The following is a 14,986-nucleotide window of genomic DNA, read 5'->3' on the forward strand; positions in this document are numbered from 1 at the left end:
GAGTGCGTCGGGCATGGTGTAACAGATCAGGTTTTAACGCGGCACGCGACGAATACGGCCTTTTTCATCGATTGCAACATACACAAAGGTGGCGTCAACGACTTTGCGGCGGTGATTTTCGTTGGGGTTACGTGTCCAGACTTCGACGTTGATACGTACGGAAGAAGTACCAATCTCTAATAAACGCGTATAGATACAAACCGCTGCGCCTACCCGGATCGGGGACATAAATGACAACGATTCCATCGCAATATTGGCAATACGGCCTTGTGCCAGACGGCTGACAACACTTTCTGCAGCATGATCCATTTGTGCAACTACCCAGCCGCTGCTGATATCACCATGGATATTTGCTTCGGCCCGGGTCGGGATCAGGCGCATCGACAATTCGCCATCGGGCTTAGGTTGGTTATCTTCGCGGCTGGAGTCTTGGGGTTGACGCGGTTCCATCGGCATTGACCTGAGATTGTGATTATTCTGGCGCGAGTTTACTGCTTTTTTGGCACGCCGCACACCCATTCAGATCAGGGTATGCGGGAACTCTTTATGGCAATTATGGCAATAATTGCATTTGCCCGGCCATCACGCTTTAGCACAAGGCGAATCAGGCCGATTAACCATAGATTTTATCGGGTAACCAGGTGGCTAATTCCGGGAAAGCAGCGAGCAAAATCAGTACCCCGATCTGAATCAGAATAAACGGCATAACACCGCGGTAAATCGTTCGGGTTGGAATGCTCGGTGGCGCGACACCGCGTAAGTAAAACAATGCGAAGCCGAAGGGGGGCGTCAGGAATGAGGTCTGCAGATTGATTGCAATCATGATGCCCAGCCATACCGGATCAACGCCCATGGTTAATAACACCGGAGCAACGATAGGAACAACCACAAAGGTGATTTCGATAAAGTCGAGGATAAAGCCAAGCAGGAAGATCACCAGCATCACAACCAGCATCGCACCAAAGACGCCGCCGGGCATATCCGTGAACGCCGAGTGAACCAGCTCTTCACCACCAAAGCCGCGGAACACCAGTGAAAATAAAGCTGCCCCAATAAAAATCATAAACACCATGCTGGTGACCTGGAGTGTCGAATCCATGACTTCACGCAGGCGTTTTAAATCGAACTCGCCGTAAAAGATCGCCAGTAACGTAGCGCCAAAAGCACCAATACCAGCTGCCTCAGTCGGTGTTGCGATGCCTGCCAGAATAGAACCCAATACCGCAATAATTAATGCCAGTGGTGGAATCAAACCTTTTAATAATTGTGCAATAAAGTCTTTCGACAGAGGTGGGCGGTCCTGAACCGCAGGTGCTGCTTCTGGTTTAAAGAAGGCAACTAAAGCGACATACAATAAATACGCGGCTACCAGAATGAGCCCGGGAATTAATGCGCCAACAAACAAGTCTGCAACCGAAACGGTTTCCGGTGTGAAAATTCCCATTTTCAATTGTGCTTGCTGGTACGCGCTGGATAACACATCACCGAGAATAATCAGCGCAGTGGAAGGCGGAATAATTTGCCCCAATGTTCCTGTGGCACAAATATTCCCCGTAGCTAATGCCGGGCTATAACCCTGTTTCAGCATGGTTGGCAGGGAAATTAAGCCCATTGTAACAACCGTCGCGCCGATAATGCCGGTGCTGGCAGCCATCAGCATACCCACCAGGATGACGGAGAAGCCAAGGCCGCCCCGCAGAGGCCCAAACAACAGCCCCATATTGCGCAACAATTGCTCGGCAATTCGGGACTTTTCCAGCATTACCCCCATAAATACAAATAGCGGCACCGCGATTAAAATCTGATTACTGATAATGCCAAATAAACGGTTAGGCAGTGCGGTGAGGAAGGCGCTATCTAATGTTCCGCTGATAACCCCAACACCAGCAAATAACAGCGATGTACCCGCCAGGGTAAATGCCACCGGAAAGCCGGCCATTAACACCAGACAAACAAAAATAAATAAGATCAGAGGCATCCACTCAGCCATGGTGAATCTCCTCTGCGTGTGCCTGAGCGGGCAGGAAGGTTTTAGCGAACTCGGCAATAGCTTGCAAAATCATTAAAAATGGCAGTAATAAAATCAGCGTTTTTAACAGATAAACAAAGGGTAAGCCGCCGGCTTCCTGAGACTTTTCTCCGATTTGCCAGGCAACCGATACGTAATTCCAGCTGCTGTAGAGCATAAAAATGCAAACCGGTAACAGCAGGAAAACAATGCCGCAACGATCGACCAGGTTTTGCTGCTTGCGGGGAAAATTACGGTAGAAAACATCAACCCGCACGTGTCCGCCTTGTTGCCAGGTGTAGGCCGCGCCCAACATAAATAACGATGCATGCAGATACATCACACTTTCCTGCAATGCGATGGAAGGGATTTCAAAAGCGTAACGTAAAACCACTACCGCAACGGAAAACAGCACCATCAACAAAGAAAGCCAGCGTACGGCTTTCCCTGTTTGTGCAGTAAAGCGGTCAATAAGGAGTAATTTTTCTAACATGGCTGAGCAGTTTCCGGTTCCCTGAGGTGAGCGTTTGCAGCTATTTCTTTTTCTTCTTTTTCGCGTCTTTAATCGGCAAGTCACCATCAAGGAAACGCTGCGCTGCTTCGCGGGCATCTTTTACCGTGGTTGACACGGCAATGACGTCTCGCTGTTGCAGTTGGTTGACCAGCCCTTCACCAATCGCGGAAGCAATCAGCACATCAATTTTATCTACCGGGTGTGTCTTGTCTGGATTAAAACCCTGCAGAACATAATCTTCACTGAACTCGATTTTTTCCTCGTCAAACACTTCGAATCCGTCTGTATCGAACAAAATAAAGGTGCGGCAACGCCCTGGTTGGCCACAAACGGTTTCGCCATTTAAGCTGGCTACAGCAATTTTCATAGATAACTCTCAGAAATAATTCGGGTTAAATCCATGCAGCGGTAAGCTGCAAAGCAATAAAAGCAAAAACACCGGCGAGCACATCGTCAATCATAATGCCAAAGCCGCCCTGAACTTTTTTATCCAGCCATTTAATTGGCCAGGGTTTGACAATGTCGAACAGCCGGAACAGTAAAAAACCATACAAAATCCAGCCCCAGCTGGTGCTGGCATCAGAAGATTGTGGCAACCATAAATACGTAATCCACAGGCCGATCCACTCATCCCAGACAATGCCTCCGTGGTCGTGTACACCTAAGTCACGGGAGGTGAATTCACACACTACAACACCAAGAGCAAACCCTGCCAGCAATACGCCGATATACGGCAAGGTGGGCACTCCCTGCAGAAATATAAGCCATACCGGCAGTGCCGCCAGTGTTCCCCAGGTTCCTGGAGCCGTTTTCGGCAGGCCTGAGCCTAGGCCAAAGGCCAGCAAATGAATCGGGTTTTTCAGGTTCAGCCCTTTCAGGTCAGGGCGTAAAGTCGGGTCAGGGCGTAGAGATAACACTGCAGTTTCGCTCAGACAAAAAAAGAGCTGCAGTTTAGCAGCTCTTGTTGCGGAAGTGTGCGCCTGAAGATACGAAGCGTGGGTCAATGCATCAAACGATTAGGATCCAGTTGCATCACGGTGGCTTTGCCTTCGCTCAGTTCGATGTCTTTCAGCCAAGCCTGAGCAAATTCAGGTAAAAATTCATCGGCACTGAGATCTTGTTGTTCATTTCGACAACTGAAGACTTCACCAATATCGTCCACTTTAAGACCAATAACCTGGTCGTTGTCGTTCTGAATCATAATAACCGTCGGGCGAACGCTGGAACCGACCATATTGCGGGCATCACTGAACAACTCCTGCAGACGTACCAGTGTTGTGCGTTTGTGTTCATTGAGAATTTCAATCGCGGCGTCGGTTTCACCCTGATTACGCATTTCGAGCAATTCGTCAGCTAATGCATGAATGCGGCGGTGGGGTGCATCAAACTTTTCCAGCAGCTGTTGCAGCATCAGATTGTCGCTGCGAAAACTTTTATACCAGCGGCCAAATGCACACAGATCCGGATCTCTGGCTTTGGTGAATTCAGCACCACTGATCAGGCTTTGTTCCAATGCATCAAGCCAGTCGACGTGATCCTGTTCGCGCGCACGTAATAGTTCGATCAGTTCGCTCATCGCGCGCTGGGCTGAGTCTTCTCCCAGCAAATTCGCCAGAGACAACACCACACAGGACTGGCCATCAAAATCGACCATATCGTGTTGATTGCCGTTGCCGGTCGCAACGCGGGTACAGTGCAGATTATTGTCGGCGGTGATAAAGCGGACGCTGGCAATTGGTACAGCGTAGTGCTGCTTTCCATGGCGGAAGCTGAGATATTCCATAGTGGCCTCTGGCTGACGGCTAGAACACAAGATGCGATCCGATTAGTATAGACGCTCCCCCAGACGTGGGTGCTGTTGCTGTTCTTTGGCGTTTAAGTGCGTCACTTTAAAGCGTGTCGAGTGGGTCGATATCCAGATGCCAGCGTACCTTATGAAAGCCTTTCTGTTGCTCCAGGAACTGCACTAAGGCGGCAGCGACTCGGTGCAACGCTGCCCGTTCTTTGGCGAATATCTGCAGCTGCTGACGGAAGCGCCCGGCACGCCGTTCCATAATGGCTGGAAAAGGGCCCATCAGATTCACACCTTCGTGCGCCAGGCGTAATCCCTGACGATCATGTTGCTGGTGATGCTGGCGCTGAAATTCCTGAATAAAACCACGTGCTTGTTGCAATAGCTGTTGCGCTTGATGGCGATCTTCACACTCGCTGCGCAATAACGCCATAAAGCTGTACGGTGGTAATTGTTGCGAATTACGCTCCTGCAACATGGACTGCGCCAGGGCGTGATAACCGCTATCTAATAACAGATTTAATTGTGGGTGGTCGGCATACAAAGTCTGAATCCACACTTCGCCGGGAGAGTCCGCTCGCCCGGCACGACCTGCAACCTGCAGAATCAGCTGGGCGCTGTGCTCCATACCACGGAAATCGGCGCTGAATAGACCGGAGTCGCTGTCGAGCACCACCACCATGGTGACATCAGGGAAGTGGTGGCCTTTGGCCAGCATCTGGGTGCCGACCAGAATGCAGGGACCGCCGTTATGAATTTCGTCGAATAGCTCATCAAAGGCCTGTTTGCTGCGCACACTGTCGCGATCTACCCGGCGTACCGGAAAGCCTGTGAACAGATCCTGTAATTGCTGTTCGACTTTTTCCGTGCCCTGACCAACAGGTTCAATATCGGCACTGTGGCAGCTCGGACAATGGCCGGGAATACCTTGCTGGAAATCGCAGTGATGACAATGCAGGTGTGCCGGGTGTTGATGCAAGGTTAAGCGTGCATCACAGCGACGACATTCGGCCATCCAGCCGCACTGACGGCAGGCGAGTAGTGGCGCAAAACCGCGACGGTTAATAAACACCAACACCTGCTTGCCGTTCTGCAGATGTTGCTGCATCTTCGCCAGCACCGGTTGGGCAAAACCGGCGGTAAGCGGTTGATGCAAGATACTGTGCAGCTTCATTGCTGGTGGTTTGGCGTTGCCGGCACGACGTAATAACTTCAGGTGCAGATATTTACCCGTGAGTGCGTTATGCAGGGTTTCCAGTGCCGGAGTTGCGGAGCCCAGTACTACGGGCACCTGAGCTTTACTACCGCGTACGAGTGCAAAGTCGCGGGCGGAATAGCGCAAACCATCCTGTTGTTTAAATGAGGCGTCGTGTTCTTCGTCGAGAATAATCAGCCCCAGATCCGGCAGAGGGGTAAAAATTGCCGAGCGGGTGCCAATCAGAATGCGTGCTTTGCCTTCCTGGCACTGGCGCCAGCCTTGTAGGCGTTCGCGATCGTTTAAGCCGGAATGTAGCAATGCCACCGGAACATCAAAACGAGCACGGAAGCGGCCAACGGTTTGTGGAGTCAGGCCAATTTCCGGTACCAGTACCAGCACCTGTTTGTTATCAGCCAGCGCTTTGGCAATTAATTGCAGATAAACTTCGGTTTTACCTGAGCCGGTAACGCCCTCCAGCAAGCAGGGTTTAAAGCTCCCCAAGTGACTACCAATCTGATCGACCGCTTTTTGTTGTTCGCTGTTTAAAGGCAGTGGTTGGGAGCTTTGTTCGGCAATAGCGGGTAACGGCAGTTGTTCGCTTTCCTGAATCAGATCCAGTTCAGCCAGGCGTTTCAGCTGTGCCAGGGTGTAACCACGGGAGGTCAGCTCTTTATGTGCCCATTGCATTTGCTGCTGAAACAGCTGCCATAACGACTGTTGCTTGGCGCCTTTCAATTCCGGCTCTGAGGTATTCGTTTGCTTCAGCCAGACCTTTTCATCGGCCTCGGTCAGATCGCAGCCACGGCGCAGCATGGTTGGTAACGCCAGCTCTAATACTTCGCCAAGACTGTGATGATAATAACCGGCCAGCCATTGGCACAGGGTCAGGGTTTGTGAGTCGACCAGAGGTTCGTCGTCCAGCCGCTCCAGTAAGGGTTTGAGCTTGTTAGCCGGAACTTCGGTTTGATCGGCTGTTCCAATCACAATACCAGTCAGCAATTGGCGGCCGAATTCAGCTTTGATGCGTTGTCCTGGCTGATACTGCTCACGGCTTTCGCCCAAAACCGGCAAATAGTCGAAGTTGCGGCGCAGAGGCACGGGCAGGGCGATGGTGACTACAAAAAAGGACATGAAAAGGCTTGCTGCTGACGTTGGCTCTGGTATTATGCGCGTCCTTATTGCCCATGCAAGGGCATTTTATTCGCTAACTAAGCAATCAGTAGTGCGGTGCTGACAGAAGTTCTGACAGTGGCGGCATGAAGATTAAGAGGTTTGTCATGCAAAACGAAATTCATCCAGAATACGCAGAGCTGGTTGCGACCTGTTCTTGCGGTAACACCATCAACACTAAGTCTACTAAGCCAGGCACCATGTCTCTGGACGTATGCTCTGCTTGTCACCCGTTCTACACTGGTAAGCAGAAAGTTGTTGATACCGGTGGTCGTATCGATAAGTTCCAGAAGCGTTTCGGTGCTTTCAAGAAGTAATCGAAACCGCTCAGAAAAAACCCGCCATCCGATCAGGATCGCGGGTTTTTTTGTGGCTGTCATTTACTCAAGGCATTCGCCTCAGCCCGAATGTTTTTCGATATAAGCAGCAAGGTGTTGTACTTTCGGTCGACCAAACTCTGGGCGAAAAAAAACCCGCCGAAGCGGGTTTTTTGAATAAGACGTTTAAGCCTTACTCAGCTGTTATTACTCAACGATAGAAGCAACAACACCAGCACCTACAGTACGGCCGCCTTCACGGATTGCGAAACGCAGACCTTCGTCCATCGCAATCGGAGCGATCAGAGTAACTTCCAGAGTTACGTTATCGCCTGGCATTACCATTTCAACGCCTTCTGGCAGCTCAACAGCACCCGTTACGTCAGTAGTACGGAAGTAGAACTGTGGACGGTAGCCTTTGAAGAATGGCGTGTGACGGCCACCTTCGTCTTTACCCAGTACGTATACTTCAGACTTGAACTTGGTGTGAGGAGTGATAGAACCCGGCTTAGCCAGAACCTGACCACGCTCAACTTCGTCACGCTTAGTACCACGCAGCAGAACACCAACGTTCTCGCCTGCACGGCCTTCGTCCAGAATCTTACGGAACATCTCTACACCAGTACAGGTAGTAGTAGTGGTCTCTTTGATACCAACGATCGCAACTTCTTCACCAGTATTGATGATGCCGCGCTCAACACGACCAGTTACAACAGTACCACGACCCTGAATAGAGAATACGTCTTCGATTGGCATAATGAAATCGCCGTCGATCGCACGCTCTGGCTCTGGGATGTACTCGTCCAGAGTTTCTACCAGCTTCTTAACAGCAGTAGTACCCATTTCGTTGTCGTCTTCGCCGTTCAGAGCCATCAGAGCAGAACCTGGGATGATTGGCGTGTCGTCACCTGGGAAGTCGTATTCAGACAGCAGGTCACGCAGTTCCATTTCAACCAGTTCCAGCATCTCTGCGTATTCTTCAGAGTCTGCGCCGCCACAGTCTTCAGCCAGCAGGTCAGCTTTGTTCAGGAATACTACGATGTACGGCACACCAACCTGACGAGACAGCAGGATGTGCTCACGAGTCTGAGGCATAGGGCCGTCAGTAGAACCACATACCAGGATAGCGCCGTCCATCTGAGCAGCACCGGTGATCATGTTCTTAACATAATCCGCGTGTCCCGGGCAGTCTACGTGTGCGTAGTGACGGCTTGGGGATTCGTATTCAACGTGAGAAGTCGAGATAGTGATACCACGCTCACGCTCTTCTGGTGCGTTATCGATACCTTCGAATGCAACCAGTTCACCGCCCCATACTTCCGCGCATACGCGAGTCAGTGCAGCAGTCAGAGTAGTTTTACCATGGTCAACGTGACCGATGGTGCCAACGTTTACGTGCGGTTTGGAACGCTCAAACGTTTCCTTAGCCATAATTACAGCCCTCAAAACAATATAAGTATTAACTGAAACCCCAACCAAGTCAGACCACATCGGGTTTCCACACTTGTTTCAGGGCGAAATAAAGTGGGCAATATTAATGTTCTGGAGATGGGAGTCAATATCCCTGTTGAGAGGTTTGGTCAACTGTCATATTGGCGTAACAGCAGATCGCCTTTTTAACGGGCTCGTTAAGCCACAGTTTGAGCCACAAAACCGGCGCAAAAAGGTGCTTTAAAAGTGGTCGTTGATAACGAATGAAAATTGCCACACAAAGACAGTACCTTTCGGCGAGCAAACCTTGTAGAATGGCGCGCGATTTTGACCTTACCTTTTTGAGTAACGATATGACTGACTTAAGCAAATACAGAAATATCGGTATCTTCGCTCACGTTGATGCCGGTAAGACCACTACAACTGAGCGTATCCTGAAGCTCACTGGTAAGATCCACAAGACTGGTGAAGTTCACGATGGTGAATCCACTACTGACTTCATGGATCAGGAAGCTGAGCGTGGTATTACCATTCAGTCTGCAGCTGTTACCTGTGAATGGGCTGGTCACCGCCTGAACGTTATTGACACCCCTGGACACGTTGACTTCACCGTTGAAGTATACCGTTCTCTGAAAGTACTGGACGGTGGTGTTGGTGTATTCTGTGGTTCTGGTGGTGTTGAGCCTCAGTCTGAGACTAACTGGCGTTACGCTAACGAATCTGAAGTATCCCGTATCATCTTCGTGAACAAGCTGGACCGTCTGGGTGCCAACTTCTACCGCGTTGTTGATCAGGTTAAGAAAGTACTGGGCGCAAACCCACTGGTTATGGTTCTGCCAATCGGTGAAGAAGATGAGTTCGTAGGTGTTGTTGACCTGCTGAGCCGTCAGGCGTTCGTATGGGATGACACTGGTCTGCCAGAGAACTACGAAATCAAAGAAGTTCCTGAAGACATGAAGGACGACGTTGAAATGTACCGCGAGCAGCTGATTGAAACTGCTCTGGAACAAGACGAAGACCTGATGATGGCTTACCTGGAAGAAGGTGAAGAGCCGTCTATGGACGACATCAAGCGTTGCATCCGTGAAGGTACCCGTAAGCTGGACTTCTTCCCAACTTACTGTGGTTCTGCATTCAAAAACAAAGGTGTTCAGCTGGTTCTGGACGCAGTTGTTGACTACCTGCCGTCGCCAACCGAAGTTGATCCTCAGCCTCTGACTGACGAAGAAGGTAACGAAACTGGCGAGCACGCAATCGTTTCTGCTGACGAGCCGCTGCGTGCTCTGGCGTTTAAGATCATGGACGACCGTTTCGGCGCCCTGACCTTTATCCGTATCTACTCTGGTGTAATGAACAAGGGTGATACCGTACTGAACTCTGCTACCGGTAAAACTGAGCGTATCGGTCGTATGGTAGAAATGCAGGCAGACGACAAGTCTGAGCTGACTTCTGCACAAGCCGGTGACATCGTTGCTGTTGTTGGTATGAAGAACGTACAGACTGGTCACACTCTGTGTGATCCTAAGCACGAATGTACTCTGGAAGCCATGGTATTCCCAGAGCCAGTAATCTCTATCGCAGTTAAGCCGAAAGACAAAGGCGCTGTTGATAAGATGGGTGTTGCGATTGGTAAACTGGTTGCAGAAGATCCATCTTTCCGCGTTGAAACTGACGAAGATTCCGGCGAAACCATCCTGAAAGGTATGGGTGAGCTGCACCTGGACATTAAAGTAGACATTCTGAAGCGTACTTACGGCGTTGAGCTGGAAGTAGGTGAGCCTCAGGTATCTTACCGTGAGACTATCACTCAGCCGATCGAAGACAGCTACACGCACAAGAAGCAGTCTGGTGGTTCTGGTCAGTACGGTAAGATCGACTACACCATGAAGCCAGGTGAGCCAGGTACTGGTTTCGTATTCACCACATCTGTTGTTGGTGGTAACGTTCCTAAGGAATTCTTCCCCGCGATCGAAAAAGGCTTCAAGGCTATGATGGCTGAAGGCCCTCTGGCTGGCTTCCCAGTGTTAGACGTTGAAATCGACGTACACGACGGTGGCTATCACGCGGTTGACTCCTCTGCAGTAGCATTCGAAATCGCTGCAAAAGGTGCATTCCGTCAGTCTATGCCGAAAGCAGGCGCACAGCTGCTGGAACCAATCATGAAGGTTGACGTATTCACCCCAGAAGACAACGTGGGTGATGTGATCGGTGACCTGAACCGTCGTCGCGGCATGATCAAAGACCAGGAAGCTGGCGTAACTGGCGTTCGTATTAAAGCTGACGTACCTCTGTCCGAAATGTTCGGTTACATTGGTCACCTGCGTACCATCACTTCTGGTCGTGGTCAGTTCTCTATGGAATTCAGCCACTACATGCCTTGCCCTCAGAACATTGCAGAAACTGTAATGGCTGAAGCAAAAGCAGCTAAAGAAGCTAAGTAATTAATCCTTAATTACTGAACTTCAGAAAAACCCGGCTCAGGCCGGGTTTTTTGTTTTTGTATTAGTGGTTATACATATCGAACTTTGTATCAATCCACACAACATAGAAGACTTCATCCTCTATGTATCCGATCAATCTTCCACTTTTCGCAGGTAACCTAAAAACGTCTATTTGATTGAATTCCTTGAACTTATGCGGAGGACTAGGAAGTGATTTGAATGAAGTTTTAGGTATTTTTTCGAAACCCTGTTTGCGAGGAAGATTAGAAATTTCCCGCCAGGTTTGTTTGCTGAGCTGAGTTATTTTTTTAATACAATTACTTGCATCATCTTTCGATAGTTTCTCCAGTGAACGAGAATGATTAACTGCAAACTCAAATGAAAATTTAGGGTAAAGCTCGAACGCTGTTTTGTTTACATCCTTGTTTTCTTCTTTGTGCTTATCAAAGAAGTTGCCTTTCCTTTTATTCGCCAATGTTCGGTACTCCGCCTATTTTGGAAGCATGGTAATGGGGAGTTATGGGCCGGCCATTTCGTAATAAATCGCTTGGCAATTCATCTAAACGATAGGAGTAACTTTCACTTTCGGTCTTATTAATGAATACCGTTCGGTATTTTCCCATTTGATCCATTATCAAATCATTCTGACAGGTGAAAATTAATTGTGTGTTTTCACTCATGTCAAAGAGAGTGATGATCTCTTCAAGCACTTTTGAATGTAGGTGTAAATCTAATTCATCGGCGATGAAGTACGAGTAGCTATCTTTGTTTTTTAGCGCTAAATAGCAGTATGCGAGTAGTATATATAACCTTTTGGTACCACTAGATTGTTGGTTTAATCGGAGAATTTCCACTCCACTTTCGGTCGCATGTTTAAATTCTGGGTAGTAAACCTCAGTACCCGCTTCATTTATTTGGCTTTTTATTTCAAAACTATGAATGCCAGTATCGAACCTTTTAAGAAGCTTGGTACTAAATTCAACTGCATCAGGAAATACATTATAAAATTCGTGGACATCGGCATCTGAGAAATCTCGAAACCCCATTTTACCTACATTACTGATCGCACGAATATAAAAAGTCGTATAGATCTCTTCAATACAACCAATTTCATATTGGTTTGCAATGCTTATGATTGAAGCATTGCTTCTTATATTGGGAACATCATTCAGTTCTTCAAATGACTCATGAATGGTTAAAATCTCATTTTGGGCGCGCTCAAACAATAAGATAGGAGCTGCTTTCTGACTAATGTTACTGAGGCTTTCTCTTATAACAGTGCTGCCGTTGAAAGTGACTTCATAGCGTAAGTCCCCTTGAACGGTTCTGAACTCACAATAAAGAAATACATCATTTTTGTTATGGAAAAATGATTCTGCAGGTATCGTACTTTCAGGCTTTAGAGCAAATGAATTAGTGATGAAATCAAGAAGGAATGACAATGCCTTAAGTGCATTTGTCTTACCTGCTGCATTTGCCCCTTTGATGCAGAGAGCCGAGCTCACATCTCTGCCATGTGAGATCTCATTCGGACAATTTTTATTCAGGCGTAAATCGATATCGAAGTCTTCTTTAAAGCAGTAGAAGTTACGACCGCCATACTTGAGAAACATGCTGAAATCCTGCGAATTGAAAGGGAGATAATCAACTTCTGCCAAATTTGGCAGAAGCTGATTATAGAAGTTGGTTTGGATTTGTACACTGGGTGGCGCAAAATGACTTAAATGCTTGATCTCCATTAACCCTGCCTCAATTGGCTTCTGTCACTCACAATAACACCAGTTTTAAATTCAGGTGTAAAAGTGATGAAGCCGCTCAATTTATTCTTATCCTTGGCTTGTGCCGCCTCGCTGTCGGCATGCTCGGTCAATTCTTTCAGAGATGATCAGGTTGATAAAATTCAGTTTCTTGCCTTCGGCGACAGCGGTTATCACTATGATTATCTGAAACCCAAACTACAGAAAAACCCGCAAACACCGGCGAAATTTCAGGCTGAAAAGTTAAAGAAGTGGTTGAAACAACATCGCCCGGAAAAAGATTTTGTCGCACCACCGATGCACTTATTACCAGGTGGCCAGTTTGCTGTTGAACGCACGGGGTTGCACGCAACCGCGAAATCCATGACCCGTTTTTGTCAGCAGGCGGTATGTGAGTTTGGCATTATGCTGGGTGACAATATCTACCCGGATGGTGCGGATGGCAAAAACGATGATGAGCGCTTCGATAAGATATTTGAGCAGCCTTATAAGTCTCTTGGTGCTGGAATTGAAGGCTTTAAGTTATACGCGGCGTTAGGTAATCATGATTGGAATACATCGCGCCTTGGGCGAAATGCTCAGGTTGATTATGCTCAACGCCACGATACAAAAATCACCATGCAGCAACCCGGCTACTTTACTTTTAAGCGTCAGCAGGGTGATTTAACCGCTGAATTTTTTGTTCTTGATACCAACCTGTTATTAAAAGGACAAAATGTCCTTGATGATCAACTGAATCCGGATGGTAGCCCAAAACAGCATAATGAGCTGAATCAGCCGGAAAGCTGGGAAAAGCCTACCGAGGCAGATAACCAACAATTGCAGTGGTTAAAAAATCAGTTAAAAGCCTCCGATGCTGATTGGAAGATTGTGATGGGACATCACACGATCTGGTCATCCGGTGGCAGTAAGTTTGAAGAAGCTAAGGTCCTGCGCCGGTTGTTATTACCGTCTTTGTGTGAATATGCGGATATGTATTTTGCCGGCCACGAACATGACCTGGAGGTGCATCTGGATACTTGCCAGGGCGAGCAAGGAGAAGGGGCGAAACCACTGCCGTTGATTATTTCTGGTGCCGCAGCAAAACAACGCGCTATTCATACGAGGTTTCAGCAGTGGCAAAAAGCCAATAACCCAACATACCGGGAGTTGTGGTTAAAAGGGATGGTTTGGGGCTTCAGTCATATTCAGTTGGATAAAACCAATGCCCGGGTGGATATGTTCACCACGCCAAATGATGAAAGTGGTGAGGTGGTGCACGAAGTGAGCTTTAACTTCGCAAATCGATAAGACAGAACTTATTTATTTCGATACTGAGCCGGAGACTGTCCGGCCCAGTTTTTAAAGGCCTTGGTGAAGTTACTGGCGTCGCTGTATCCCAGTTGTGCCGCGACGGCGTCGAGTGAAATATCCTGATTTAATAATTCTTTGGCCTGCTCAAAGCGAACTTTGTCTTTAACCTGCTGAAAGCTGATGCCTTCCGCTTTTAACTTACGATTTAACGTCGCTGCAGACATATGCAACCGCTCAGCCATGGTTTCTGTTGTTGGCAGTCGGGTTAAATCCTGGCGTAACAGTTGTTCTACTTTTTCTGTTAATGAATCCGGCTCTTTGACCAGAGAAAGGATTTTCTGCAACTTCTTCTCAGTCACGCTTTCCATCTGTGGATTAAAAAACGGCAACTGCGAAAAGAAGGAATCCGCTGGCCAGCGCAACATATTTTCATCGGTGATTTTTATCCGGCAATTAGGCAGCCAGTTTTGGTTTTCCAGTTCCGGGCAAGGTTGCCCAAGAGCAATGCGGATTTCACTTGGTGTGGATTTCCCTCGCTCCCCCAGCAGAGTTCGGCAAATGGTCTCGATACTGGTGAGAAAGGCCAGAATCAGAAAGGGCACCGCTTTTTCGCTGGCGAAACGTGGCGTGATAATCAGTCTGCGTACCTGATTATCGGAGGCCTTTTCCATCCGGAACAGCTGTGCACGTGTTTCCATAAAACGGGTCATTTTATCACCGGCATCCACCATGGTTTCACTGTACTGGGCGGCGTAACCCAAAACACCGTGTTTTGACAGGGTCATACGTTTGCCAAACTCGATCGCAACGGTGATGTCATCCGTCAGCTGACAAAAGCGTTCGACAAAGCTCAGCCCGGACTCATGGCCGACCGGCGTATTTGGCTGCAGCAGCAAGGCCTCATCCAGGCCTGTGTCAGCAAACAGCTCAGAAGCCGCAATGCCGTGCTCAAAGGCGATTTCTGCCAGCAGTATCAGATAGTCAGATGATATGTAGTGGTCACCACGACCGATGGTTTTTATTGTCATGCCCGCAAGCTACTGCCGAAATTCATAAGAATCAAGC

14 protein-coding genes are annotated in these 14,986 nt (G+C 48.5%); 3 read left to right on the top strand and 11 right to left on the bottom strand.

Features of this window, described 5'->3' with window-relative positions:
* Nucleotides 1-33: 33 nt before the first annotated feature.
* The 7 genes from ACOQOZ_RS16235 to ACOQOZ_RS16265 form a co-directional block, all read right to left on the bottom strand.
* Nucleotides 34-450, bottom strand: a complete 417-nt coding sequence (locus tag ACOQOZ_RS16235; RefSeq protein ID WP_420589197.1) for an acyl-CoA thioesterase — start codon at nt 448-450, stop codon at nt 34-36.
* Between the two features lie 163 nt (nt 451-613).
* Nucleotides 614-1,990 carry a TRAP transporter large permease gene (locus ACOQOZ_RS16240; RefSeq protein WP_420589198.1) on the bottom strand — a complete coding sequence of 459 codons (1,377 nt, stop codon included), beginning with the start codon at nt 1,988-1,990 and terminating at the stop codon, nt 614-616.
* Entirely contained in the window at nt 1,983-2,501 is a 519-nt protein-coding gene (locus ACOQOZ_RS16245) for a TRAP transporter small permease subunit (RefSeq protein ID WP_420589199.1), read from the bottom strand. Before ACOQOZ_RS16245 ends, ACOQOZ_RS16240 begins: the two co-directional genes overlap by 8 nt.
* Before the next feature lie 40 nt (nt 2,502-2,541).
* The gene (locus ACOQOZ_RS16250; RefSeq protein WP_420589200.1) at nt 2,542-2,889 is read right to left on the bottom strand and encodes a NifB/NifX family molybdenum-iron cluster-binding protein; all 348 of its coding nucleotides are present in this window, start codon (nt 2,887-2,889) and stop codon (nt 2,542-2,544) included.
* A gap of 25 nt (nt 2,890-2,914) precedes the next feature.
* Entirely contained in the window at nt 2,915-3,439 is a 525-nt protein-coding gene (locus tag ACOQOZ_RS16255) for a phosphatidylglycerophosphatase A (RefSeq protein ID WP_420589201.1), read from the bottom strand.
* An 83-nt stretch (nt 3,440-3,522) separates the two neighbouring features.
* Nucleotides 3,523-4,305, bottom strand: coding sequence for a CZB domain-containing protein (locus ACOQOZ_RS16260; protein ID WP_420589202.1), 783 nt, complete (start codon nt 4,303-4,305; stop codon nt 3,523-3,525).
* Nucleotides 4,306-4,411: 106 nt separating this feature from the next.
* The gene (locus ACOQOZ_RS16265; protein ID WP_420589203.1) at nt 4,412-6,643 is read right to left on the bottom strand and encodes a primosomal protein N'; all 2,232 of its coding nucleotides are present in this window, start codon (nt 6,641-6,643) and stop codon (nt 4,412-4,414) included.
* 146 nt (nt 6,644-6,789) lie between these two features.
* On the opposite strand from ACOQOZ_RS16265, the gene rpmE reads away from it, so the two are divergent.
* Nucleotides 6,790-6,999: a 50S ribosomal protein L31 gene (gene rpmE, locus ACOQOZ_RS16270; RefSeq protein WP_420589204.1), complete on the top strand. Its 210-nt coding sequence runs from the start codon at nt 6,790-6,792 to the stop codon at nt 6,997-6,999.
* A gap of 207 nt (nt 7,000-7,206) precedes the next feature.
* Here the strand turns inward: rpmE and tuf are convergent, their stop codons facing one another.
* Complete coding sequence (gene tuf / locus ACOQOZ_RS16275; protein WP_420588580.1) at nt 7,207-8,430, bottom strand: elongation factor Tu; 1,224 nt, start codon at nt 8,428-8,430, stop codon at nt 7,207-7,209.
* 353 nt (nt 8,431-8,783) lie between these two features.
* Between tuf and fusA the strand changes: the two genes are divergently transcribed.
* Nucleotides 8,784-10,871, top strand: coding sequence for an elongation factor G (gene fusA / locus ACOQOZ_RS16280; RefSeq protein WP_420589205.1), 2,088 nt, complete (start codon nt 8,784-8,786; stop codon nt 10,869-10,871).
* 61 nt (nt 10,872-10,932) lie between these two features.
* Here fusA and ACOQOZ_RS16285 read toward each other — a convergent pair whose 3' ends face one another.
* Both ACOQOZ_RS16285 and ACOQOZ_RS16290 read right to left on the bottom strand, forming a co-directional pair.
* Nucleotides 10,933-11,346: a hypothetical protein gene (locus ACOQOZ_RS16285; RefSeq protein ID WP_420589206.1), complete on the bottom strand. Its 414-nt coding sequence runs from the start codon at nt 11,344-11,346 to the stop codon at nt 10,933-10,935.
* Nucleotides 11,336-12,610, bottom strand: a complete 1,275-nt coding sequence (locus tag ACOQOZ_RS16290) for an AAA family ATPase (protein ID WP_420589207.1) — start codon at nt 12,608-12,610, stop codon at nt 11,336-11,338. The genes ACOQOZ_RS16285 and ACOQOZ_RS16290 overlap by 11 nt, the downstream gene beginning before the upstream one ends.
* A gap of 66 nt (nt 12,611-12,676) precedes the next feature.
* Between ACOQOZ_RS16290 and ACOQOZ_RS16295 the strand changes: the two genes are divergently transcribed.
* Entirely contained in the window at nt 12,677-13,918 is a 1,242-nt protein-coding gene (locus ACOQOZ_RS16295; RefSeq protein WP_420589208.1) for a metallophosphoesterase, read from the top strand.
* An 8-nt stretch (nt 13,919-13,926) separates the two neighbouring features.
* Here ACOQOZ_RS16295 and ACOQOZ_RS16300 read toward each other — a convergent pair whose 3' ends face one another.
* The gene (locus ACOQOZ_RS16300; RefSeq protein WP_420589209.1) at nt 13,927-14,949 is read right to left on the bottom strand and encodes a helix-turn-helix domain-containing protein; all 1,023 of its coding nucleotides are present in this window, start codon (nt 14,947-14,949) and stop codon (nt 13,927-13,929) included.
* Between the last annotated feature and the right edge of the window lie 37 nt (nt 14,950-14,986).

Source organism: Bacterioplanoides sp. (genome assembly GCF_965219715.1).
Taxonomy (GTDB): domain Bacteria; phylum Pseudomonadota; class Gammaproteobacteria; order Pseudomonadales; family Oceanobacteraceae; genus Bacterioplanoides.

Bases quoted from the DNA above. Each gene is read 5' to 3' on its own strand.
- ACOQOZ_RS16235 (WP_420589197.1), bottom strand. From the start codon at position 450: ATGGAACCGCGTCAACCCCAAGACTCCAGCCGCGAAGATAACCAACCT.
- ACOQOZ_RS16240 (WP_420589198.1), bottom strand. From the start codon at position 1,990: ATGGCTGAGTGGATGCCTCTGATCTTATTTATTTTTGTTTGTCTGGTG.
- ACOQOZ_RS16245 (WP_420589199.1), bottom strand. From the start codon at position 2,501: ATGTTAGAAAAATTACTCCTTATTGACCGCTTTACTGCACAAACAGGG.
- ACOQOZ_RS16250 (WP_420589200.1), bottom strand. From the start codon at position 2,889: ATGAAAATTGCTGTAGCCAGCTTAAATGGCGAAACCGTTTGTGGCCAA.
- ACOQOZ_RS16260 (WP_420589202.1), bottom strand. From the start codon at position 4,305: ATGGAATATCTCAGCTTCCGCCATGGAAAGCAGCACTACGCTGTACCA.
- ACOQOZ_RS16265 (WP_420589203.1), bottom strand. From the start codon at position 6,643: ATGTCCTTTTTTGTAGTCACCATCGCCCTGCCCGTGCCTCTGCGCCGC.
- rpmE (WP_420589204.1), top strand. From the start codon at position 6,790: ATGCAAAACGAAATTCATCCAGAATACGCAGAGCTGGTTGCGACCTGT.
- tuf (WP_420588580.1), bottom strand. From the start codon at position 8,430: ATGGCTAAGGAAACGTTTGAGCGTTCCAAACCGCACGTAAACGTTGGC.
- fusA (WP_420589205.1), top strand. From the start codon at position 8,784: ATGACTGACTTAAGCAAATACAGAAATATCGGTATCTTCGCTCACGTT.
- ACOQOZ_RS16290 (WP_420589207.1), bottom strand. From the start codon at position 12,610: ATGGAGATCAAGCATTTAAGTCATTTTGCGCCACCCAGTGTACAAATC.
- ACOQOZ_RS16295 (WP_420589208.1), top strand. From the start codon at position 12,677: ATGAAGCCGCTCAATTTATTCTTATCCTTGGCTTGTGCCGCCTCGCTG.
- ACOQOZ_RS16300 (WP_420589209.1), bottom strand. From the start codon at position 14,949: ATGACAATAAAAACCATCGGTCGTGGTGACCACTACATATCATCTGAC.